The 16,636-nt window shown below is 69.0% G+C and carries 14 protein-coding genes; 11 read left to right on the top strand and 3 right to left on the bottom strand.

Annotation, left to right across the window (positions count from 1 at the left end):
* Positions 1 to 34: 34 nt before the first annotated feature.
* The 6 genes from kynU (at position 35) to TFU_RS04620 (ending at position 8,012) form a co-directional block, all read left to right on the top strand.
* On the top strand, positions 35 to 1,276 hold the full coding sequence (gene kynU, locus TFU_RS04595) for a kynureninase (RefSeq protein WP_011291369.1): 1,242 nt from the start codon (positions 35 to 37) through the stop codon (positions 1,274 to 1,276).
* 408 nt (positions 1,277 to 1,684) lie between these two features.
* A complete protein-coding gene (locus TFU_RS04600; protein WP_011291370.1) occupies positions 1,685 to 2,533 on the top strand; it encodes a hypothetical protein in 849 nt (282 codons plus the stop codon).
* A gap of 274 nt (positions 2,534 to 2,807) precedes the next feature.
* A complete protein-coding gene (locus TFU_RS04605; protein ID WP_227480830.1) occupies positions 2,808 to 3,899 on the top strand; it encodes an ADP-ribosylglycohydrolase family protein in 1,092 nt (363 codons plus the stop codon).
* A 156-nt stretch (positions 3,900 to 4,055) separates the two neighbouring features.
* Positions 4,056 to 5,804 carry an ABC-ATPase domain-containing protein gene (locus TFU_RS04610; RefSeq protein WP_011291372.1) on the top strand — a complete coding sequence of 583 codons (1,749 nt, stop codon included), beginning with the start codon at positions 4,056 to 4,058 and terminating at the stop codon, positions 5,802 to 5,804.
* 123 nt (positions 5,805 to 5,927) lie between these two features.
* Positions 5,928 to 6,869 carry a proteasome assembly chaperone family protein gene (locus tag TFU_RS04615; RefSeq protein ID WP_011291373.1) on the top strand — a complete coding sequence of 314 codons (942 nt, stop codon included), beginning with the start codon at positions 5,928 to 5,930 and terminating at the stop codon, positions 6,867 to 6,869.
* Positions 6,870 to 6,878: 9 nt separating this feature from the next.
* Positions 6,879 to 8,012 carry a quinone-dependent dihydroorotate dehydrogenase gene (locus TFU_RS04620; protein WP_011291374.1) on the top strand — a complete coding sequence of 378 codons (1,134 nt, stop codon included), beginning with the start codon at positions 6,879 to 6,881 and terminating at the stop codon, positions 8,010 to 8,012.
* Between the two features lie 105 nt (positions 8,013 to 8,117).
* Here TFU_RS04620 and TFU_RS04625 read toward each other — a convergent pair whose 3' ends face one another.
* Positions 8,118 to 9,083, bottom strand: a complete 966-nt coding sequence (locus TFU_RS04625; RefSeq protein WP_011291375.1) for a carbohydrate kinase family protein — start codon at positions 9,081 to 9,083, stop codon at positions 8,118 to 8,120.
* Between the two features lie 145 nt (positions 9,084 to 9,228).
* Positions 9,229 to 10,257, bottom strand: coding sequence for a hypothetical protein (locus TFU_RS04630; RefSeq protein ID WP_011291376.1), 1,029 nt, complete (start codon positions 10,255 to 10,257; stop codon positions 9,229 to 9,231).
* 496 nt (positions 10,258 to 10,753) lie between these two features.
* Between TFU_RS04630 and TFU_RS16285 the strand changes: the two genes are divergently transcribed.
* The gene (locus TFU_RS16285; protein WP_255266130.1) at positions 10,754 to 10,885 is read left to right on the top strand and encodes a hypothetical protein; all 132 of its coding nucleotides are present in this window, start codon (positions 10,754 to 10,756) and stop codon (positions 10,883 to 10,885) included.
* 62 nt (positions 10,886 to 10,947) lie between these two features.
* Here TFU_RS16285 and TFU_RS04635 read toward each other — a convergent pair whose 3' ends face one another.
* On the bottom strand, positions 10,948 to 12,021 hold the full coding sequence (locus TFU_RS04635) for a coiled-coil domain-containing protein (protein ID WP_011291377.1): 1,074 nt from the start codon (positions 12,019 to 12,021) through the stop codon (positions 10,948 to 10,950).
* A 384-nt stretch (positions 12,022 to 12,405) separates the two neighbouring features.
* Between TFU_RS04635 and TFU_RS04640 the strand changes: the two genes are divergently transcribed.
* From TFU_RS04640 to TFU_RS04655, 4 genes are all read left to right on the top strand, one after another.
* Complete coding sequence (locus TFU_RS04640) at positions 12,406 to 13,359, top strand: methionine ABC transporter ATP-binding protein (RefSeq protein ID WP_038043468.1); 954 nt, start codon at positions 12,406 to 12,408, stop codon at positions 13,357 to 13,359.
* A complete protein-coding gene (locus tag TFU_RS04645) occupies positions 13,356 to 14,039 on the top strand; it encodes a methionine ABC transporter permease (RefSeq protein WP_011291379.1) in 684 nt (227 codons plus the stop codon). Before TFU_RS04640 ends, TFU_RS04645 begins: the two co-directional genes overlap by 4 nt.
* Before the next feature lie 69 nt (positions 14,040 to 14,108).
* Positions 14,109 to 14,966, top strand: a complete 858-nt coding sequence (locus TFU_RS04650) for a MetQ/NlpA family ABC transporter substrate-binding protein (RefSeq protein WP_011291380.1) — start codon at positions 14,109 to 14,111, stop codon at positions 14,964 to 14,966.
* A 234-nt stretch (positions 14,967 to 15,200) separates the two neighbouring features.
* Positions 15,201 to 16,499 (top strand): ABC transporter substrate-binding protein, encoded by a 1,299-nt coding sequence (locus tag TFU_RS04655; RefSeq protein ID WP_011291381.1) that lies wholly within the window; start codon positions 15,201 to 15,203, stop codon positions 16,497 to 16,499.
* The last annotated feature ends 137 nt before the right edge of the window (positions 16,500 to 16,636 follow it).

The following is a 16,636-nucleotide window of genomic DNA, read 5'->3' on the forward strand; positions in this document are numbered from 1 at the left end:
CCCATCCTTCGGTGAAGGTAAGGAGCCGACCACTGTGACCATCCCCCTCACCCGCGAGGACTGCGCTGCACGGGACGCCGCCGACCCCCTGGCCCCGTTCCGCGACGAGTTCGTGCTGCCGGACGGCGTCATCTACCTCGACGGCAATTCGCTGGGCGCCTTGCCCCGGGCCACGCCTGCCCGGGTCGCACGCCTGGTGGAGCACGAGTGGGGCCAGCGGCTCATCGCCAGTTGGAACGAGGCGGGCTGGTGGGACAAGCCCCGCACCCTCGGCGCTCTGCTTGCCCCGCTGCTGGGGGCGGAGGCCGACGAAGTGGTGGTGGGGGACGGCACCTCGGTCAACCTCTTCAAGACCGTGGCGGCGGCGCTGTGGCTGCGGCCGGACCGCCGTGTCGTGGTGGCGGAGGCCGGGAACTTCCCCACCGACGGGTACATCGCCCAGGGGGTGGTGGACCTGGTGGACGGGGCCAGCCTCCGCATGGTGGACGTGGACGACCCCGCCGCCTTGGCCGCGGCCTTGGAGCCCGGGGATGTGGCTGTGGTGCTGCTCAGCCACGTGGACTACCGCACCGGCATCCTGCGCGACATGGCGGCGGTCACCGAGATGGTCCACGCGCACGGCGCCCTGGTGGTGTGGGACGTGTGCCACAGTGTGGGCGCGGTGCCGCTCGCGCTCGCGCAGACGGGTGTGGACTTCGCCGTGGGCTGCACCTACAAGTACCTCAATGCCGGTCCGGGCGCGCCCGCGTTCACCTATGTGGCCCGCCGCCACCACGAGCGGGTCCGCCAGCCCATCAGCGGCTGGCACGGCCACGCCCGTCCGTTCGACTTCGCTCCGGAGTACGAGCCTGCGGCGGGGGCGAGCCGGTTTTTGAGCGGGTCGCAGTCGCTGATCGCTGCGGCCGCGCTGGAGGCGAGCCTGGAGTTGTGGCAGCGCGTGGACCTGGCGCAGGTGCGCGAGAAGAGCCTGGCGTTGACGGACCTGTTCGTGGCGGTGACCGCGGAGGCGGGCCTGGAGTGCGTGACCCCGGCAGAGCACGAGCGGCGGGGCAGCCAGGTGGCGCTGCGCCACCCGGACGACTACCCGATCGTGCAGGCGCTCATCGCCCGCGGGGTGGTGGGGGACTTCCGGTCCCCGGACATTCTGCGTTTCGGGTTCGCCCCGCTGTACTTGCGCTATGTGGACGTCTACGACGCGGCCCGGGCACTGGTCGAGGTCGTCACGTCGGGAGAGTGGCAAGACCCCCGGTTTGCGCAGCGTGCCCAGGTGACGTGAGCGCTGCGGAAGCGGCGTAACCGTGCGGGCGGTCCGGTGATGCGGGCCGCCCGCACGTCGTCTCTCGGGGAGTGTGGCAGAGAGGCCACGCTGGGTGATTTTACCTTTTTATTAACGTTTGGGGCGTTTTTCTCGCTTAGAGTCCTTGTATCCGGTTTGTAATCAGAGCTTGATCAAACCGGGTAAACCGATTGACCCCTTCGAGCGTCTATGGCGCTCGTTGGGTGGAGCCCGCACCTGGCGCGGAGTGCAGCCAGTGCTCCGCTGACCCCCTGACACCGCTGCCGGCGCAGCGGTCGCCCAGCGCGCCCACCCCCTCTGGTTGTGGCACTCCGCCTGTGTGACGCGGGTGCTGGGACGCGGTGTGCGGTTCCGTCACTGTCCTGCCGCCAACCCCTTGGTTCTCCTATGCCCTCTTCCCTGCCTACCGACGACGTGTTGCTGCACGGCAAGGTCAAAGCCTCGTACTTCTGGGACGACGGTTCCGGCATCAACGGCGACACGGGGCCGCCCGCCTCGGGCAAACCCATGCAGAAGGGCCTGTTCGCCGCCCCTAGCTGGCCGCTAGGCACCAAAGGCTACGTGGTCTACGAAGGCAAGACCGCCGAGTTCTTCATCGGCGACCGCGGCCCCGGCGACCCGTCGCAGGGATGCCACGTGATGCTCGACATCGACGGCAAGACCTTCGCCGAGCTCACCGGAGAGTCCTGGAACGAGACCACGTACACGGTCACCGGCGGGGCCGGACACATCAACGTCGAGTACTACATCACGGAGTGGGGTGACGGCCCCGGCACCCCGGGAGTGCCCCACCCCTTCCAGAACCCCTCCGAGCCCTGCCACAACGCGGTCTCCCCGATTCCGGAATCCCAGGAGTCCGCCCCGGAAGAGGCCAGCAGCGAAGAGACCCCTGAAGAGTCGGCCGAACAGCAGTCCGACACGGAGCAGGCCGCCCCCGCCGAGCAGGAGGAGGAGACAGCAGAGGCGCAGGCCGCCCCGCCGTCTCCCGGATCCGGCACCCCGTCCGACAGCCAGCAGGCGGACGCCCCCGCTCCGGCCGCGGACGACGCGGCAGCGGCCGAGCAGACCACCACGGCGACCGAAACCGGCCACGGTGCCTTCGACCTGATGTCCACCGAGGGCCCCATGACCTCGGCCGGGCTGACCATCGTCCTGCTCATCGCGGCCGGGGCCGCGGTCACCAAGCGGGTTGCCAGCCTGCTCCGCCCCACCGGACGCCACCACCGCGCCTCCTGAGAGGCGCAAAGCAGCATCCGCTGCCGAGGATGCGCAGCGAACCCTGCCGGTCCCGGCACCGGGCAGGCAGGGAGGAGACCGCGCCGCACGCCCCCACCCCGGGGCGCAGCGGCTGCCGGGAGCATCCCCGGAGCACACCGCGGGGCAGCGGAGCGGGAGCCGCCCCGACAGGGCGGCAAACCAGGACTAGAGTGCAAAAACCAGGAATTCCCGCCGTAAAACTGGCATGCTGTCCTCTGTTCTCACTTTCTGGACAAAGGACGGTCCCCCCATCGTGTGGCACAGTGAACCGCGTGACACGTACCGGTCACGGGTGCGCGGCTGCCTGCTCGGCGGTGCGCTAGGAGACGCGCTCGGCGCCCCCGTGGAGTTCAGCACACTCGCTCAGATCCGCGCCGCCCACGGTCCTGCCGGTGTGCGCTCCCACGTCGACCCCAGGGCGCTGGTCACCGACGACACCCAGATGACCCTGTGGACTGTGGACGGGCTGATCCGCGCCCGCGTCCGCCAGGCGGTCCACGGCGGAGAGTTCGACCCGACGCGGGCGGTGCACGACGCCTACCTGCGCTGGTACCACACCCAGTTCGTCTCGGCCCCCACCGGGGAGCACCCCGGGTGGCTGGCTGCCCGGAGCTGGCTGTACCACCAGCGCGCCCCCGGCCGCACCTGCCTGCAGGCGCTGCAGGACGCCGTCGGCGGCCGCCAGGAGCGGGGAGCGCCCGCCAGCAACGGCTCCAAAGGCTGCGGCGGGGTGATGCGCAGCGCCCCCTTCGGCCTGCTCCCCGACCACGTCGCCACCGACACCGCCGTCTTCGCCTGGGCGGACCGGGCCGCGGCGCTCACCCACGGCCACCCCACCGGACAACGAGCGTCCGGGGCGCTCGCCCTGCTGATCCGGCGGCTGCTGGCCGGGGACGACCTCGACACCGCGCTGGACGCGGTGCTCACCGAACTGCGCGGCTACACCGGGCACGAGGAGACTACACGGGCGCTGCTCGCCGCGCGGACCGTGGCTGCCGGGGGCGCCCCCAGCGCGGAGCACGTCGAATCGCTGGGCGAAGGGTGGATCGCCGAGGAAGCGCTCGCGATCGCGGTGTACGCGGCACTGGTCCACCGCACTCCCGCGGAGGTCACCGACGCCCTCGCCCTCGCGGTCAGCCACTCCGGGGACAGCGACTCCACCGGGGCGATCTGCGGCAACATTCTCGGCGCCCTGCACGGCGAGGCTGCGCTTCCCCCGGACCTCGCCGACCCAGTCGAAGGCCGCGCCGACCTGCTCCAGCTCGCCGACGACTTCATGCTGGCCTTCGCCTCCCCCGGCCCGCCGACCACCGCCGAGTGGCTGGCCCGCTACCCCGCGGACTGAGCCCGCGGCGCACGGACCGCCTAGAGCCCGCAACCGCACCGAAGGGTCACAGAGCAGAAAAAGTCCGCCAGCTTCGGGGATTCGCGGGCCAGATCCCGCGAATCCCCCTAGCATTCTGGGACGTGGCAACGGACCGTACGGGGGGAGCACATCATCATGTCGGCGGGCTACGGAGGACGGCACCAGCGGAATCGCACCCAGGCCAGCGGTGACCGCCACCGGCGCCGCGAAGTCGAACCGATCCGGGGGCGCCGCGACGAGCAGCGGCTCGCAGAGGAACTCCTCCGCTTGGACGGCGCCTCCTACGGCCGCTACCGGGCCCTCACCGGCGACTGGGACTTCGGCGACTTCACCCTCACCGTACAGAAGGTCCAGGCCGACCCTTTCGCCCCGCCGTCCCGCATCCTGGTCCGCATCCCCGCGGCGACCGCGGGAATGCCGGAGCACGCCTGGCGCGACCCGGTGCGGCGCCGCGCCACCGCCGACTACCTGGCCCGCCGGGCGCGGCAGGTGCTGCGCGGCACCCGGATCCGTATCGACGCGGGAGGCCAGCAGGTAGTGGAGCGCTCCTCCTGCCAGATCCGCGACGGCGCCGTCGAGCTGCGGCTCGGCCTGGAACTGCCCGGGCACGGGCGCCGCATCGACGGGCGCGCCGCGCGGCACGCGCTGTGCGACACCGTGCCCGACCTGGTCGACGCCCTGTGTTGGGAGGCGCTGGACACCGCGGACGCCACAGCGTTCGCGGACAGTGTCGCCGACACGGTGGCGCTCCGCGACCGCCTGTCCGAGCTGGGGCTCGTGGCTTTCGTGGGCGACGGCGCGATCCTGCCCCGCATCAGCGGGATCAGCGACCTGCCGCTGCGGGACGCGGTCCCCTTCACCTCCCCGGAGAGCCTGCGCGTCACCGTGGACCTGCCGCACCGGGGCACGGTGACCGGGATGGGCATCCCCGAGGGGATCACGCTCATCGTCGGCGGCGGGTTCCACGGCAAATCCACCCTGCTGCACGCGCTGGAGCGCGGCGTCTACGACCACATCCCCGGGGACGGCCGCGAACTCGTCGTCACCCGCGCCGACGCGGTGAAGATCCGTGCGGAAGAAGGGCGGAGCGTGGTCCGCACCGACATCAGCGCTTTCGTCCGCACCCTGCCCACCGGGGCCGACACCAGCGACTTCAGCACCGAGAACGCGTCCGGCTCCACGTCGCAGGCCGCGAATATCGCGGAAGCGCTGGAAGCGGGCACCTCGGTGCTGCTGATCGACGAGGACACGACAGCCACCAACCTGATGGTCCGCGACGAGCGCATGCAGCAACTGGTGCATGGCGACCGCGAGCCCCTCACCCCGTTCGTGGACCTTGTCCGGCCCCTCCACCGGGTCCACGGCGTGTCCACCGTCCTGGTCATGGGCGCCAGCGGCGACTACTTCGACGTCGCCGACCACGTGGTCATGCTGGACACCTACCGTGCCTACGACGTCACCAAGCAGGCTCAGTCGCTCGCCCGGCCGCGCCAGGACGCCCCGTTCACGGTCCCCGCGCGCCGCGTGCCTGACCCCGCGTCGATCAGCGCCGCGGCCCGCGGCCGCACCCGGATCAAACGGCGCGACATGGACGTGCTCACCTTCGGGGAATCCGACATCGACCTGCGGTTCCTCTCCCAACTGGTCGACCCCGCCCAGGTGATCGGTATCGGACTGGCGCTGCGCGCCCTGGTGGAAGAGGGGCTGGTCGACGGGAAACGGACGCTCAGCCAAGCCTTGGACGTGCTGGAAGAACGGCTCCGCGACCACGGCGTCACTTTTGTGGGGCGCGGCTACTATGGCGACTACGCGGCGGTCCGCCGCCAGGAGATCGCTGCGGCCCTCAACCGGCTACGAGGCCTCAAAATTCACCGACAGTGCTAAAACGGAAATAGGGCAGTAAGGTGCCTGGTTATTGCCGTTGAGGCATGTATGGCCAGTCAGTTGTGGATCGGTATCCTGAAGACCCGATCACACGGATGAGCGTGAGAACGGAGACCCGTCCAGGTGCGAGATCCCGCTGATCTCTACGAGCTTCGATCTGACCTTCCGGAACTGTCCGAGCCAGTCATGCTGGTGTCGCTGGACGGTTTCGTGGATGCAGGCGCGGCCGGAAAACAGGCGGTGGCGACCCTCCTCGACGGTCTGCAGCACACCGAGCTCGCCACTTTCGACATCGACGGGCTCCTGGACTACCGGTCCCGTCGACCGGTCATGATCTTCAACGAGACCACCTGGGTGAGCTACGCCGAGCCGAAGCTCTCCCTGACTCTGCTCCACGACCTGGAGGGCACCCCCTTCCTGCTGCTGCACGGCCTGGAGCCGGACCGCCGCTGGGAGGGCTTCACCGCGGCAGTGCGGCAACTGGTCGAGCGCCTGTCGGTCCGGTTGACCGTCTGCTTCTACGGCATCCCCATGGCGGTGCCGCACACCCGTCCCGTGACGGCGACACCCCACGCCACCCGCCCCGAGCTCGTCACCGAGCACACGCCGTGGGTCGGCCGGATCCAAGTGCCGGGCAACATCATGTCGCTGCTGGAGTACCGGCTGGGGCAGGCCGGGCACGACGTCATCGGCTACGCCGTGCACGTGCCGAGCTACCTCGCCCAGTCCGAGTACCCACGCGCCGGGCTCGCGGTCCTGGAGTACATCGCGCGCGTTACCGGGCTGGTGCTGCCCACCGAGAAGCTCGCTGAGGAGGCGACCCGGGTCGACGGCGAGATCAACCGGCAAGTGGAGGCATCCGAGGAAGTCCAGCGCGTGGTCCGCAACCTGGAGGCCCAGTACGACAACTTCATGGCCGTCCACAACGGGCTCGATGTCGATGCGCTCCTCGCCGGAGACGAGTCGCGGCTGCCCACCGCGGACGAGCTGGGGGCGGAACTGGAGCGTTTCCTCGCCGAGCACGGCCGCGGCTCCGCGGAACACGACCGCGGCTCTGAGGGATAGAGTCCCTTCGTGCTCTACCAGTTCATCTTCCACACCCTGCTTCGCCGTGTTGATGCAGAACGCGCCCATCGGGTGAGTTTCGCCGGGCTGCGCGCCCTCGCCGCGGTGCCCGGCACGACCCGTCTGATGCGCCGCGTGCTAGGGCCGCGCGAGCCCGAGCTGCGGGTGCGCGTGTTCGGCCGGGAATTCCCTGGACCGCTGGGGCTGGCCGCGGGGTTCGACAAGAACGCCCGCGGTGTGGCCGCGCTCACCGCACTGGGGTTCAGCCACGTCGAAATCGGGACGGTGACCGGCCAGCCGCAGCCGGGAAACCCCCGGCCCCGGCTGTTCCGCCTGGTCGCGGACCGCGCCATCGTGAACCGGATGGGCTTCAACAACGAGGGCTCGCAGGCGGTGTCGGAGCGGCTGCGCGCCCACCGCGCCCGCCGGGCCCGCGACCTCATCGTCGGGGTCAACATCGGCAAGACCAAGGTGGTCCCGGACAGTGACGCTGTCGCCGACTATGTGACGAGCGCACGCCGGTTCGCGGACCTCGCCGACTACCTGGTGGTGAATGTCAGTTCGCCGAACACGCCGGGCCTGCGGGACTTGCAGGCCACGGAACGGCTGCGGCCGCTGCTGAGCGCGGTGCGCCGCACCCTCGACGAGGCGGGACGCCCCGACCTGCCGCTCCTGGTCAAGATCGCCCCTGACCTGGCTGACGAGGACATCGACGCGGTGGCGGACCTGGCCGTGGAGCTGGGTTTGGACGGCATCATCGCCACCAACACCACGGTGTCCCGCGACGGCTTGGCCACTGACCCGGAGGAGGTGGCCGCGCTCGGCGCGGGCGGCCTGTCGGGGGCGCCGTTGAAGGAGCGTGCCCTGCAGGTGCTGCGCCGTCTGCGCGCCCGGGTGGGGGACCGGCTCGTCCTCATCGCGGTCGGCGGGATCGAGACCCCGGAGGACGCGTGGGCGCGGATCCGGGCCGGGGCCACGCTCGTCCAGGGCTACACCGGTCTCATCTACGGGGGGCCGCTGTGGCCGCGCCGCATCCACCGCGGGGTGGCCGCGTTGGCCCGCCGTGACGGTTTCGCGTCGATCGCTGAGGCGGTCGGCGTGGACGTGGACCCTAGCGCCAAACCGTCGACGGCCTCCTCCTAGCCGCCGGGCGCTGGCTGCGGTCTCCGCTGGCTGCCGTGCAGCACAGACCCCTGACGGGCGCTGCCGCGGGTCAGGGGTCTGTCCGTGTCCTGCGCGGGCAGCGGGCTAGAACTCGAGCGGGGGGAAGTCGAGTTCGCCGGGGTCTGCTCCCACGCGGCGGCAGGTGTGCGCGGCGACCCGGTGGGCGTGTGCCACGCACACGGTGAGCTGGGCGTCGGTGAGGGCGGCCAGCCGCTCGCGCCCGTCTGCCCCCAAGGCTCCGGCTTGGCCGAGGGCATCAAGCAGTCCGGCGCAGAACGCGTCCCCGGCGCCGATGCTGTCGACGACGTCGACCGGTTCCGGCGCCACGGACAGCGGCCGGTCCTCGCGGCCCCGCACCAGTACGAGCGTCTGGTCGCCGCCGCAGGTGATGGTGATCAGGCTCGGTCCGCGGCGCAACCACGACCGGCCGACCTCCACGAGCAGGTCAGCAGACCCGGTCGCGGGGTCCTGCTCGTACAGCCAGTACACGTCTTCGTCGCTGACTTTCACCAGGTCGGCGAGGGCGACTTGGCGTTCTACCCGTTCGCGGGCGCTCGCCGGGGTCCCGGCGAGGGCGGGGCGGATGTTGGGGTCGTAGCTGATCACCGCGCGGCCGCGCTGCCGGGCCACCCACTCTTCCACCACGGCCGCGCCCGGCGGCATCGCCATCGCCAGGGAGCCCACGTGGATGGCGGTCACGTCGTCGGCGAGCGGGTCGGGCAGCTCTTCGGGCCGCCACTGCCAGTCGACGGTGCCTTTGACGTAGAAGTCGTAGGTGGCGCGGCCGGTCTCGTCAAGGGTGGCGATAGCCAGGGTGGTGGGCTCGTCGGAGACGACGATGTCGCGGGTGCTGACCCCGCGGGATCCCACATAGGCGCGCAACTGCTGGCCGAAGCGGTCGGTGCTCATCCGGGCGAGTAGGGACGACGGCACGCCGAGCCGGGCCAGTGCCACCGCGGTGTTGGCGGGTGCCCCACCCGGGACGGAACGGTAGGTGCCGCTCTCCGAGCTGATGAGGTCGATGAGTGCTTCGCCTACGACGGTGATCAACGACAAGTCCTTCCGGGACAAGCGGGCTGGGGCACTGTGCGAGGGAGTAGTATCCCGCCCTTCCGGGGCGCTGACAACGCGGCAGCTCAGGAAAGAGAAACGGGAGCGCGGAGAGGGCCCGCGCTCCCGTGAGGGTGGGGAAGCTTTACAGGGAGTTCAGTGCTTCCTCCGCCGCCTTCTTCATGATCTCTTCCACATCGTCGAAGCTCTGCGGCGGCTCATTGGAGTTGAAGTTGCTGACGCTCCACTCCACGGAGATGTTGATGTTGTCCTGGCGGATCAGGACGGTGGTGCGGTTGCCGGGGGAGATGATCTCCTCGGAGGCGAAGATGAGCACCGACTCGCTGCCGTAGTTGAGCTCCTGCTCTTCGATGACTTCCAGGTCGAAGATGGAGCCTTCTTCGTCGGTGGCGTAGTCGTAGTTGAACGCGTAGTCGTCCTTGGCCGCCTCAACCGAGTCGGAGCCGCCGTAGGGGGTGGAGTATTCGACGGTCAGCGTGCCGTAGAGGCCGTCCACCTCGGTGCTCCAACTGCACGTGGCCGAGTTGTCGGTGATGTTCTTCCGGCTGCTGGAGGCACCGAACTCTTCGAGGGTGCCTTCGGAGAGGACCGAGCACGGGTCTTCCGGCGGGGAGTAGGGGGGACCGCCCGAGGGGCCGGTGTTGCCGCCAGTGTCGTCGCCCGTGTCGTCGTCCGGGGCGTCCGTCTGTCCCGTGTCTTCGGTCTGCTCGGTGGTCTGGGGAGTGTCGGCGACCGGGGCACGGTCGTTGCCGCCCCGGTTGAACAGTACGACGATCACCGCGATGACCAGCACGACGATGACGACACCGCCGGCGATGACGATCCACAGTCCCGCGTTGTTCTTCCGGGGTTGCTGGGGGGTCTGAGCGTGGTACTGCGGCGGGTAGGGAGGCTGGTTGGGGTATTGCGGCATGCCGCCCTGGCTGGGGTAGGGACCCGATCCGTACCCCATGGCCTGCTGTCCGCCGGAACCCCCGTCCCCGTAGGGGGCCTGGTAGGGGCCGCTGTGATAGCTGGGCTGTCCCCCGGTGTTGGGATCGGGCTGCCCGCCCTGGGGGCCGTAGGAGCCTCCGTACGGTCCGGGCTGTCCTCCTGGGTTGCCCTCGCCACCGGGGTACTGAGGTGGCTGGGTGTAGGGTCCGTTGTCGCTCATGACTCCCCTCGCGCCGGCTTGGTTATGTCAGGACTGAGACGCGTGTTGACTCTCTCATGGTTCCGATGCTGGTGGTCCCGGGACCGCTGGGACGGCTCGACCGGGGCGAAGTCCTGCGCTCATGACAAAGCGTTGAGATCTTATCCCTCCATAAGAATGAGGGCAGCGTCCCCCTTCCGGGGGGAAAGGAGGGGAATCGTCACCCTTTTGGAACACAGGACTGCTGCTCGGTACCGGATCGTTGCGCGATCGCTATCGACCTGAGGGGAGCGCGGATGGCCGGAAACGGCCAAAACGGCGGACCGGGGCCGGCCTGCGGCGGCGGAAACGGTGCGTGGTCCGGCTGCAACGTGGAGAAACGCAGGGTTCGTCGATGTGATCCGTAGTTGCCGGGGTCAAACCTGTTTGGCCGAACCAGGCTGTTTCATGGGAAGACTTGGGGTTTGAGACGTATGGTGAGGGCGCTGGGGGAGAGGGAGACTACAGGGGGCTAAGAATGCCGTCCCGCGGGGAGCCACCCGAACACGGGTTCTTCGAGTGGCTCGTCTTCCTCACCGCAATCGGGGTGATGCTGTCGATCTGTGTCGGGTGCACGGCGTGGCTGTACGCCCCCCTGTTCACCGGGTGACCTACGGGCCGGGGCGCGGCGCCCGCCTGCGGGAGCGGACACCGCACCCCAGGGGTGTGCGCTCAGAACATCGAGATGTGCACGTGGTCGTAGTGGTTCTCGGTGATGCTGCCGCGGTCGGCCATGCGGCGCCACCCGTCGTTGCGGCGGATGTCCCAGATCTCTTGCCGCCAGATGACGTACATGATGCCGAGGTCTTCGGCGTGCTCCACGGCCCAGTCAGCGATGGCTTGCCCGTGCGCCTGCTGTTCCGGGGTGGGCATCTGCCCGTGGGCGTTGACCATGAAGTCGCAGGCCCGCCCTTTGGGGTGTTCGCCGACGACCCAGCCGCCGTTCGGGCGGTAGCAGCCCACACCGCCGTTCTCGTCGTTGCGGCCGAATTTCTCGATGATGAGGTCGCGCATCTGGCGGGTGCGCGGCGTGAGGTTGTCCGGCGGGGTCATCTCCTGCACTGGGTATTTGGCGATGAGCCTGCGGACTTCCCACCGGCGTTCTTCGAGCTCTTCGAGGTCGGCTTCGGCCTCTTCCAGTTTCTCTTCGGCGTTGGCCTGCGCTTTTTCGTCCCGCTCCATCGCTTCGAGCAGGTAGGAGATCTTGTCGTTGTTGGTGTGGGACAGGTGGTCGACGATGGAGACGGTGTCGATGATCTCCTGCGGGTTGGGGTCGAGCAGGATGCTCAGCGCCGGGTCGAGGCCGTTGCTGGTGTAGGTGGCCACCGCGAGGTAGCGGACTTGTTCGCGGGCTTCGTCGACTTCTTTGCGCGTGGCGTCGGCGCGTTCTTTGGCTGCTTCGGCTTCTTCGAGGACGGCTTCCATGTCGCGGAGTTCGCCGCGGTACTCCTCGCTGAGCTTGTCGGCCCGCTCCAGCAGCGAGTCGAGGCTTTCTGCGGGCGCCACGGGAGCGGCGGGCGCTGCCTCCGCCCGGGGGGCGGTGTGCACGGACAGGAAGGCCGTGACGAGAATGAGGGAGAGCACCGCGGCCGCGAAGGAGAGCCGCTGCGGGCCGTTGACACGGGGGGCGAACAGTTCGGCGAGGTCAGCCAGGTGGTCGCGCCAGGTCCCGTCGGTGGGGTCGGGCGCCCAGAAATCGGCGTAGGGATCGGTGTGACCGTCGCCGCGTGAATGCTTGGACAGCATTTCTTCGCTCCTCGGTAGCCACAGAGGTCCCGCGTGCGGGGTTTACCGGGTGTGAGGGAAGCGGGTCCCCTGCTCCTGGGGTAAGGCCGGAGGCCGCTCGTGGGGTGTGTGGGGGAACAGGCGGCCGGACATTGCTCGGCTGAACTGAGTGTAGGCGGCTTTGCCGCGGAAAACAGACACCTGTCGCGATCTCCCAGTTTCGGGAGGTAAAGGAAAAATCGCTAATTTCTACCTGTATTATGGGTTTTAGGGGCGTCTGGAGGTCCCGGCGGGATACGGGGGGACAGCCTCCCCGGCCGCAACCGCGCCGACCGGAGGTGGTATTGGTGCGGGACTGTCATGTCGAAGCATGCGACTCCTTCGGGGGGAAACGTGATCAACGCTGTGGACCTCCATAAGGTCTACCAGCTCAAGGGGCGTGAGGTGGTCGCTTTACGCGGTGTCAGCCTCCACGTGCCGCAGGGGGAGATCTACGGCGTCGTCGGGCCGAGCGGTGCAGGGAAGAGCACGCTGCTCCGCTGCATCAACCTCCTGGAACGCCCGGATCGAGGCGAAATCTGGGTTGATGGGAGAAATCTCACTGCGCTGCCCCCACCCCAGTTGCGCGCGGCCCGACGCGGGATCGGCATGATCCACCAGCATTTCGCGCTGCTGTCCTCCCGCACGGTCGCGGGCAACGTCGCCTTTCCCCTGGAGATCGCGGGAGTGCCCCGGGCCGAGCGGCGCCGCCGGGTCGCTGAACTGCTGGAGCTGGTGGGCCTGGCCGACAAGGCCGCGGCGTACCCGGCCCAGCTCTCCGGCGGGCAGAAGCAGCGGGTGGGGATCGCCCGCGCGCTCGCCCCGCGCCCCACGGTGCTGCTCTCGGACGAGGCCACCTCGGCTTTGGACCCGGCGACCACGGCCTCCATCCTCGACCTGCTGCGCGACCTCAACCGCGAGCTGGGGCTGACCATCCTGCTGATCACCCACGAGATGGACGTGGTCAAACGGATCTGCGACGCCGTGGCGATCATGGACCGCGGCTCGGTGGTCGAAACGGGGCGGACCGTGGACCTGCTGCGCACCCCCGGGTCGCTGTTGGCGCGGTCGCTGTTCGCACCCCCGCCCGTCTCCGGGGACGGCGTGGTCACGCTGACCTGGGTGGACCAGGCCGAGGAACCGCTCATCTCCCAGCTCACCCGGCTCTTCGACGTGGACGTCAGCATCCTCGGCGGGGCGTTGGAGGAGGTTGCCGGGCATGCCGTGGGCCGGCTCACCGTCCGGATCACCGGGGAGCGCAGCGCGGAGGCGCTCACGTACCTGACCGACCGCAACGTGCTGGTTGAGGAGGTCCCATGACCGGATGGTTGGACGGGCTGGTGGAGCGCTGGCCGCAGATGGGGCCGAACCTGTGGTGGGGCACCCTGGACACCCTTTACATGGTGGGGTGGTCCACGTTCTTCACCGCACTGTTCGGACTGCCGCTCGGGGTGCTGCTGGTCACCACGGACGAGCGCGGCCTCACCCCTGCCCCGGCGGTGCGGGCCCTGCTCAGCGCGGTGGTCAACGTGGGGCGCTCCCTGCCGTTCATCGTGCTGATGGTGGCGGTGCTCTCCCTGACCAGGCTGCTCACCGGGACCACGCTGGGGCCGACCGCCGCCATCGTCCCGCTGAGCATCGGCGCCATCCCGTTCTACGCGCGGCTCGTGGAGACCGCGCTGCGTGAAGTGGGCCGCGACGTGGTCGACGCAGCGCAGGCGATGGGGGCGCGCCGGATCGTCATCGTCGGCAAGGTCCTGCTGCCCGAAGCGCTGCCCGGGCTGATCGCCGGACTGGTGATGACGGTGGTCACGCTCGTCTCGTACTCGGCCATGGCCGGGGCGATCGGCGGCGGCGGGCTCGGCGACCTCGCGATCCGCTACGGCTACCAGCGTTTCGACGACTACTACCTGTGGGCCACGGTCATCCTGCTGGTCCTCGTGGTCCAGGTGGTGCAGAGCGTCGGCGATGTGCTCGTCCGCCGGGTGTCCCACCGGTGAGGCGAGGGCTCGGTCCCCGCATGGGCCGAGCCGACCAGGAATGTTCCATCGAAAGGAGAGGGGCAGGGAATGCGCAAGGCGTTTGCGGCCCTGGGAGCAGTGGCACTGGCCGCGACACTGGCGGCGTGCGGGGCACCCAGCGAGACGGCGCGCAACGGGGGAGCCGACCAGGAGGGGCTGACCACGCTGCGGGTCGGGGTCAACCCGGTGCCGCACGGGGAGATCCTCCGGTACGTCCAGGAGAACCTCGCCGCGGATGCGGGGCTCAACCTGGAGATCGTGGAGATCGCCGACTACAACCAGCCCAACCAGCAACTGGCCCAGGGGGAGCTGAACGCCAACTACTTCCAGCACCGCACGTTCCTGGAAGAGTGGCAGAAGGCCAACCCGGGCGACGAGCTCGTCTACGTCAGCGACGTGCACGTGGAGCGGCTGGGGCTGTATTCGAGGAAGCACGAGAGCTCGGCGGACCTGCCGGAGGGCGCCGAGATCGCGGTGCCCAACGACGCGGCCAACCTGGACCGCGCGCTGCGGACGCTGGAAGCCGAAGGGCTGATCACGGTGGACCCGGAGGCCGGGGCGCTGGCGACCGAGTCCGACATCACCGACAACCCCCGCGGGATTACGGTCACGCCGTTGGAGGCGGCCCAGTTGCCGCGGTCGCTGGACGATGTGGACGCCGCAGTGGTCAACGGCAACTACGCGATCGAGGCGAACCTGACCGAGACCGCGAACGAGCTCGCCTGGGAGCCCAGCGACTCCCCGGACTACATCGAGAAGTACGCCAACGGGCTGGTGGTCCGGGCTGAGGACGTGGACGATCCGGCGATCCGCACGCTCAGCGAACTGCTGCGCAGCGACGAGGTGCGCGAGTACATCGAGCAGACGTGGCAGGGCGTGGTCTACCCGGTCGGCGACCGGGAGTGAGCCGCGGCTGACCGTGCAGCGTGGCGCAGTGCCGCCTGGTTTTTCTGGAAAACCAGGCGGTTTTTTCGTTTTCTGCGGGGGCGCAAGACTTTTCAGGTAACGGTTGTATTTCGCAGGCGCGGTCTGGGATTGACGGATCACAGTGGTGTGGGCCACGCTCTTGGGAGCGCTCCCATGCGGGGGATCACACGGGACGCGCAGTAAGACATTCCCACTTTGAGCGAGGGGTCGCACATGCGAACTTTTCACCGTCGGTACTGGAAGACGACCGCTGCGATGCTGGGCGTAGTGGCGCTTCTCGGCACCTCTGCGTGTAGCGGCGACGATGAAGCCGACAGCGACGGCAAGATCACTCTGACCGTCGACACGTTCGGGGTCTTCGGGTACGACGAGCTCTTCGAGCAGTACATGGAGGAGAACCCGAACATCATCATCAAGGAGAACAACGTCACCGACCTGCACGCCGACTACGTGCCCCAGCTCCAGCAGAACATTGCGGCAGGCAGCGGCGCCGGTGACATCGTCGCCATCGAGGAAGGTATCGTCCAGCAGTTCTTCCTCAGCCAGGGCGACAACTTCGTCGACCTCGCCGAGTACGGCGCGGAGGAGCTGAAGGACAACTTCCTGCCCTGGAAGTGGGAGATGGGCAAGGGCCCGAACGGGGAGATCCTCGGCCTCGGCACCGACATCGGTGGCATGAGCATGTGCTACAACAAGACGCTCTTCGAGGACGCGGGCCTGCCCACCGACCGGGAAGAGGTCAGCGCGAGCTGGGAGACCTGGGACGACTTCATCGAGGTCGGTAAGAAGTTCCAGGAAGCCCAGACCGGCGCCTCCTTCATCTCCACGACCGTCCCCTACTTCAGCGCCGTCAACGCCCAGGGCGGCACCCACACCTTCTTCGACGAGGACAACAACCTCGTCGCGGAGACCAACCCGGTCATCCTGGAGAGCTGGGACCTCATGGTGCAGATGGTCGAGGAAGGCCTCTCGGCCAACCTGCCGATGTGGTCTGACGAGTGGAACGCCGGTATCCAGAACAACGTCTTCGCCACCCTGCCCTGCCCGGCCTGGATGCTCGGCCACATCGAGAACACCGCGGGCGAGAGCGGCCGCGACCAGTGGGATGTCGCGAGCGTCCCTGGCAACGGTGGTAACTGGGGCGGCTCCTGGCTGGCAGTGACCACCCAGAGCAAGCACCCTGAGGAGGCCGCGAAGCTGGCCATGTTCCTCACCAGCCCCGAGGGCCAGATCTCCGCGTGGAACGCCGCCAACACCCTGCCGTCCTCGCCGAAGGCCCTGGACGACCCGGCGGTCACCGAGTTCACCCGCGACTACTTCAACGAGGCCCCGGTCGGCAAGATCTACGCCGAGACCGCCAAGGAGCTGAAGCCCGTCTACTACGGCATCCACCACGCCCAGGTGAGCGAGGAGTTCCGTAAGGCCCTCGAAGCCATGGAGCAGGGCCAGCTCTCTCCGGAAGAGGCCTGGCAGCAGGCGATCGACGGCGCCAAGCGGGCCTCGGGCCAGTAAGCCGTCCCGGAACTCACACGAACCGCGAGTGATGACGCGGACCCGTCCCGTTGCCTAGTCCTCGACGGACGCCCGCAACAGGACGGGTCCGCACACCCCGTACACCACAAATCCCCTAGCTGACGGCCCGTCCCCCG

Origin of the sequence: Thermobifida fusca YX (assembly GCF_000012405.1) — a bacterium.
Taxonomy (GTDB): Bacteria; Actinomycetota; Actinomycetes; order Streptosporangiales; family Streptosporangiaceae; genus Thermobifida; species Thermobifida fusca.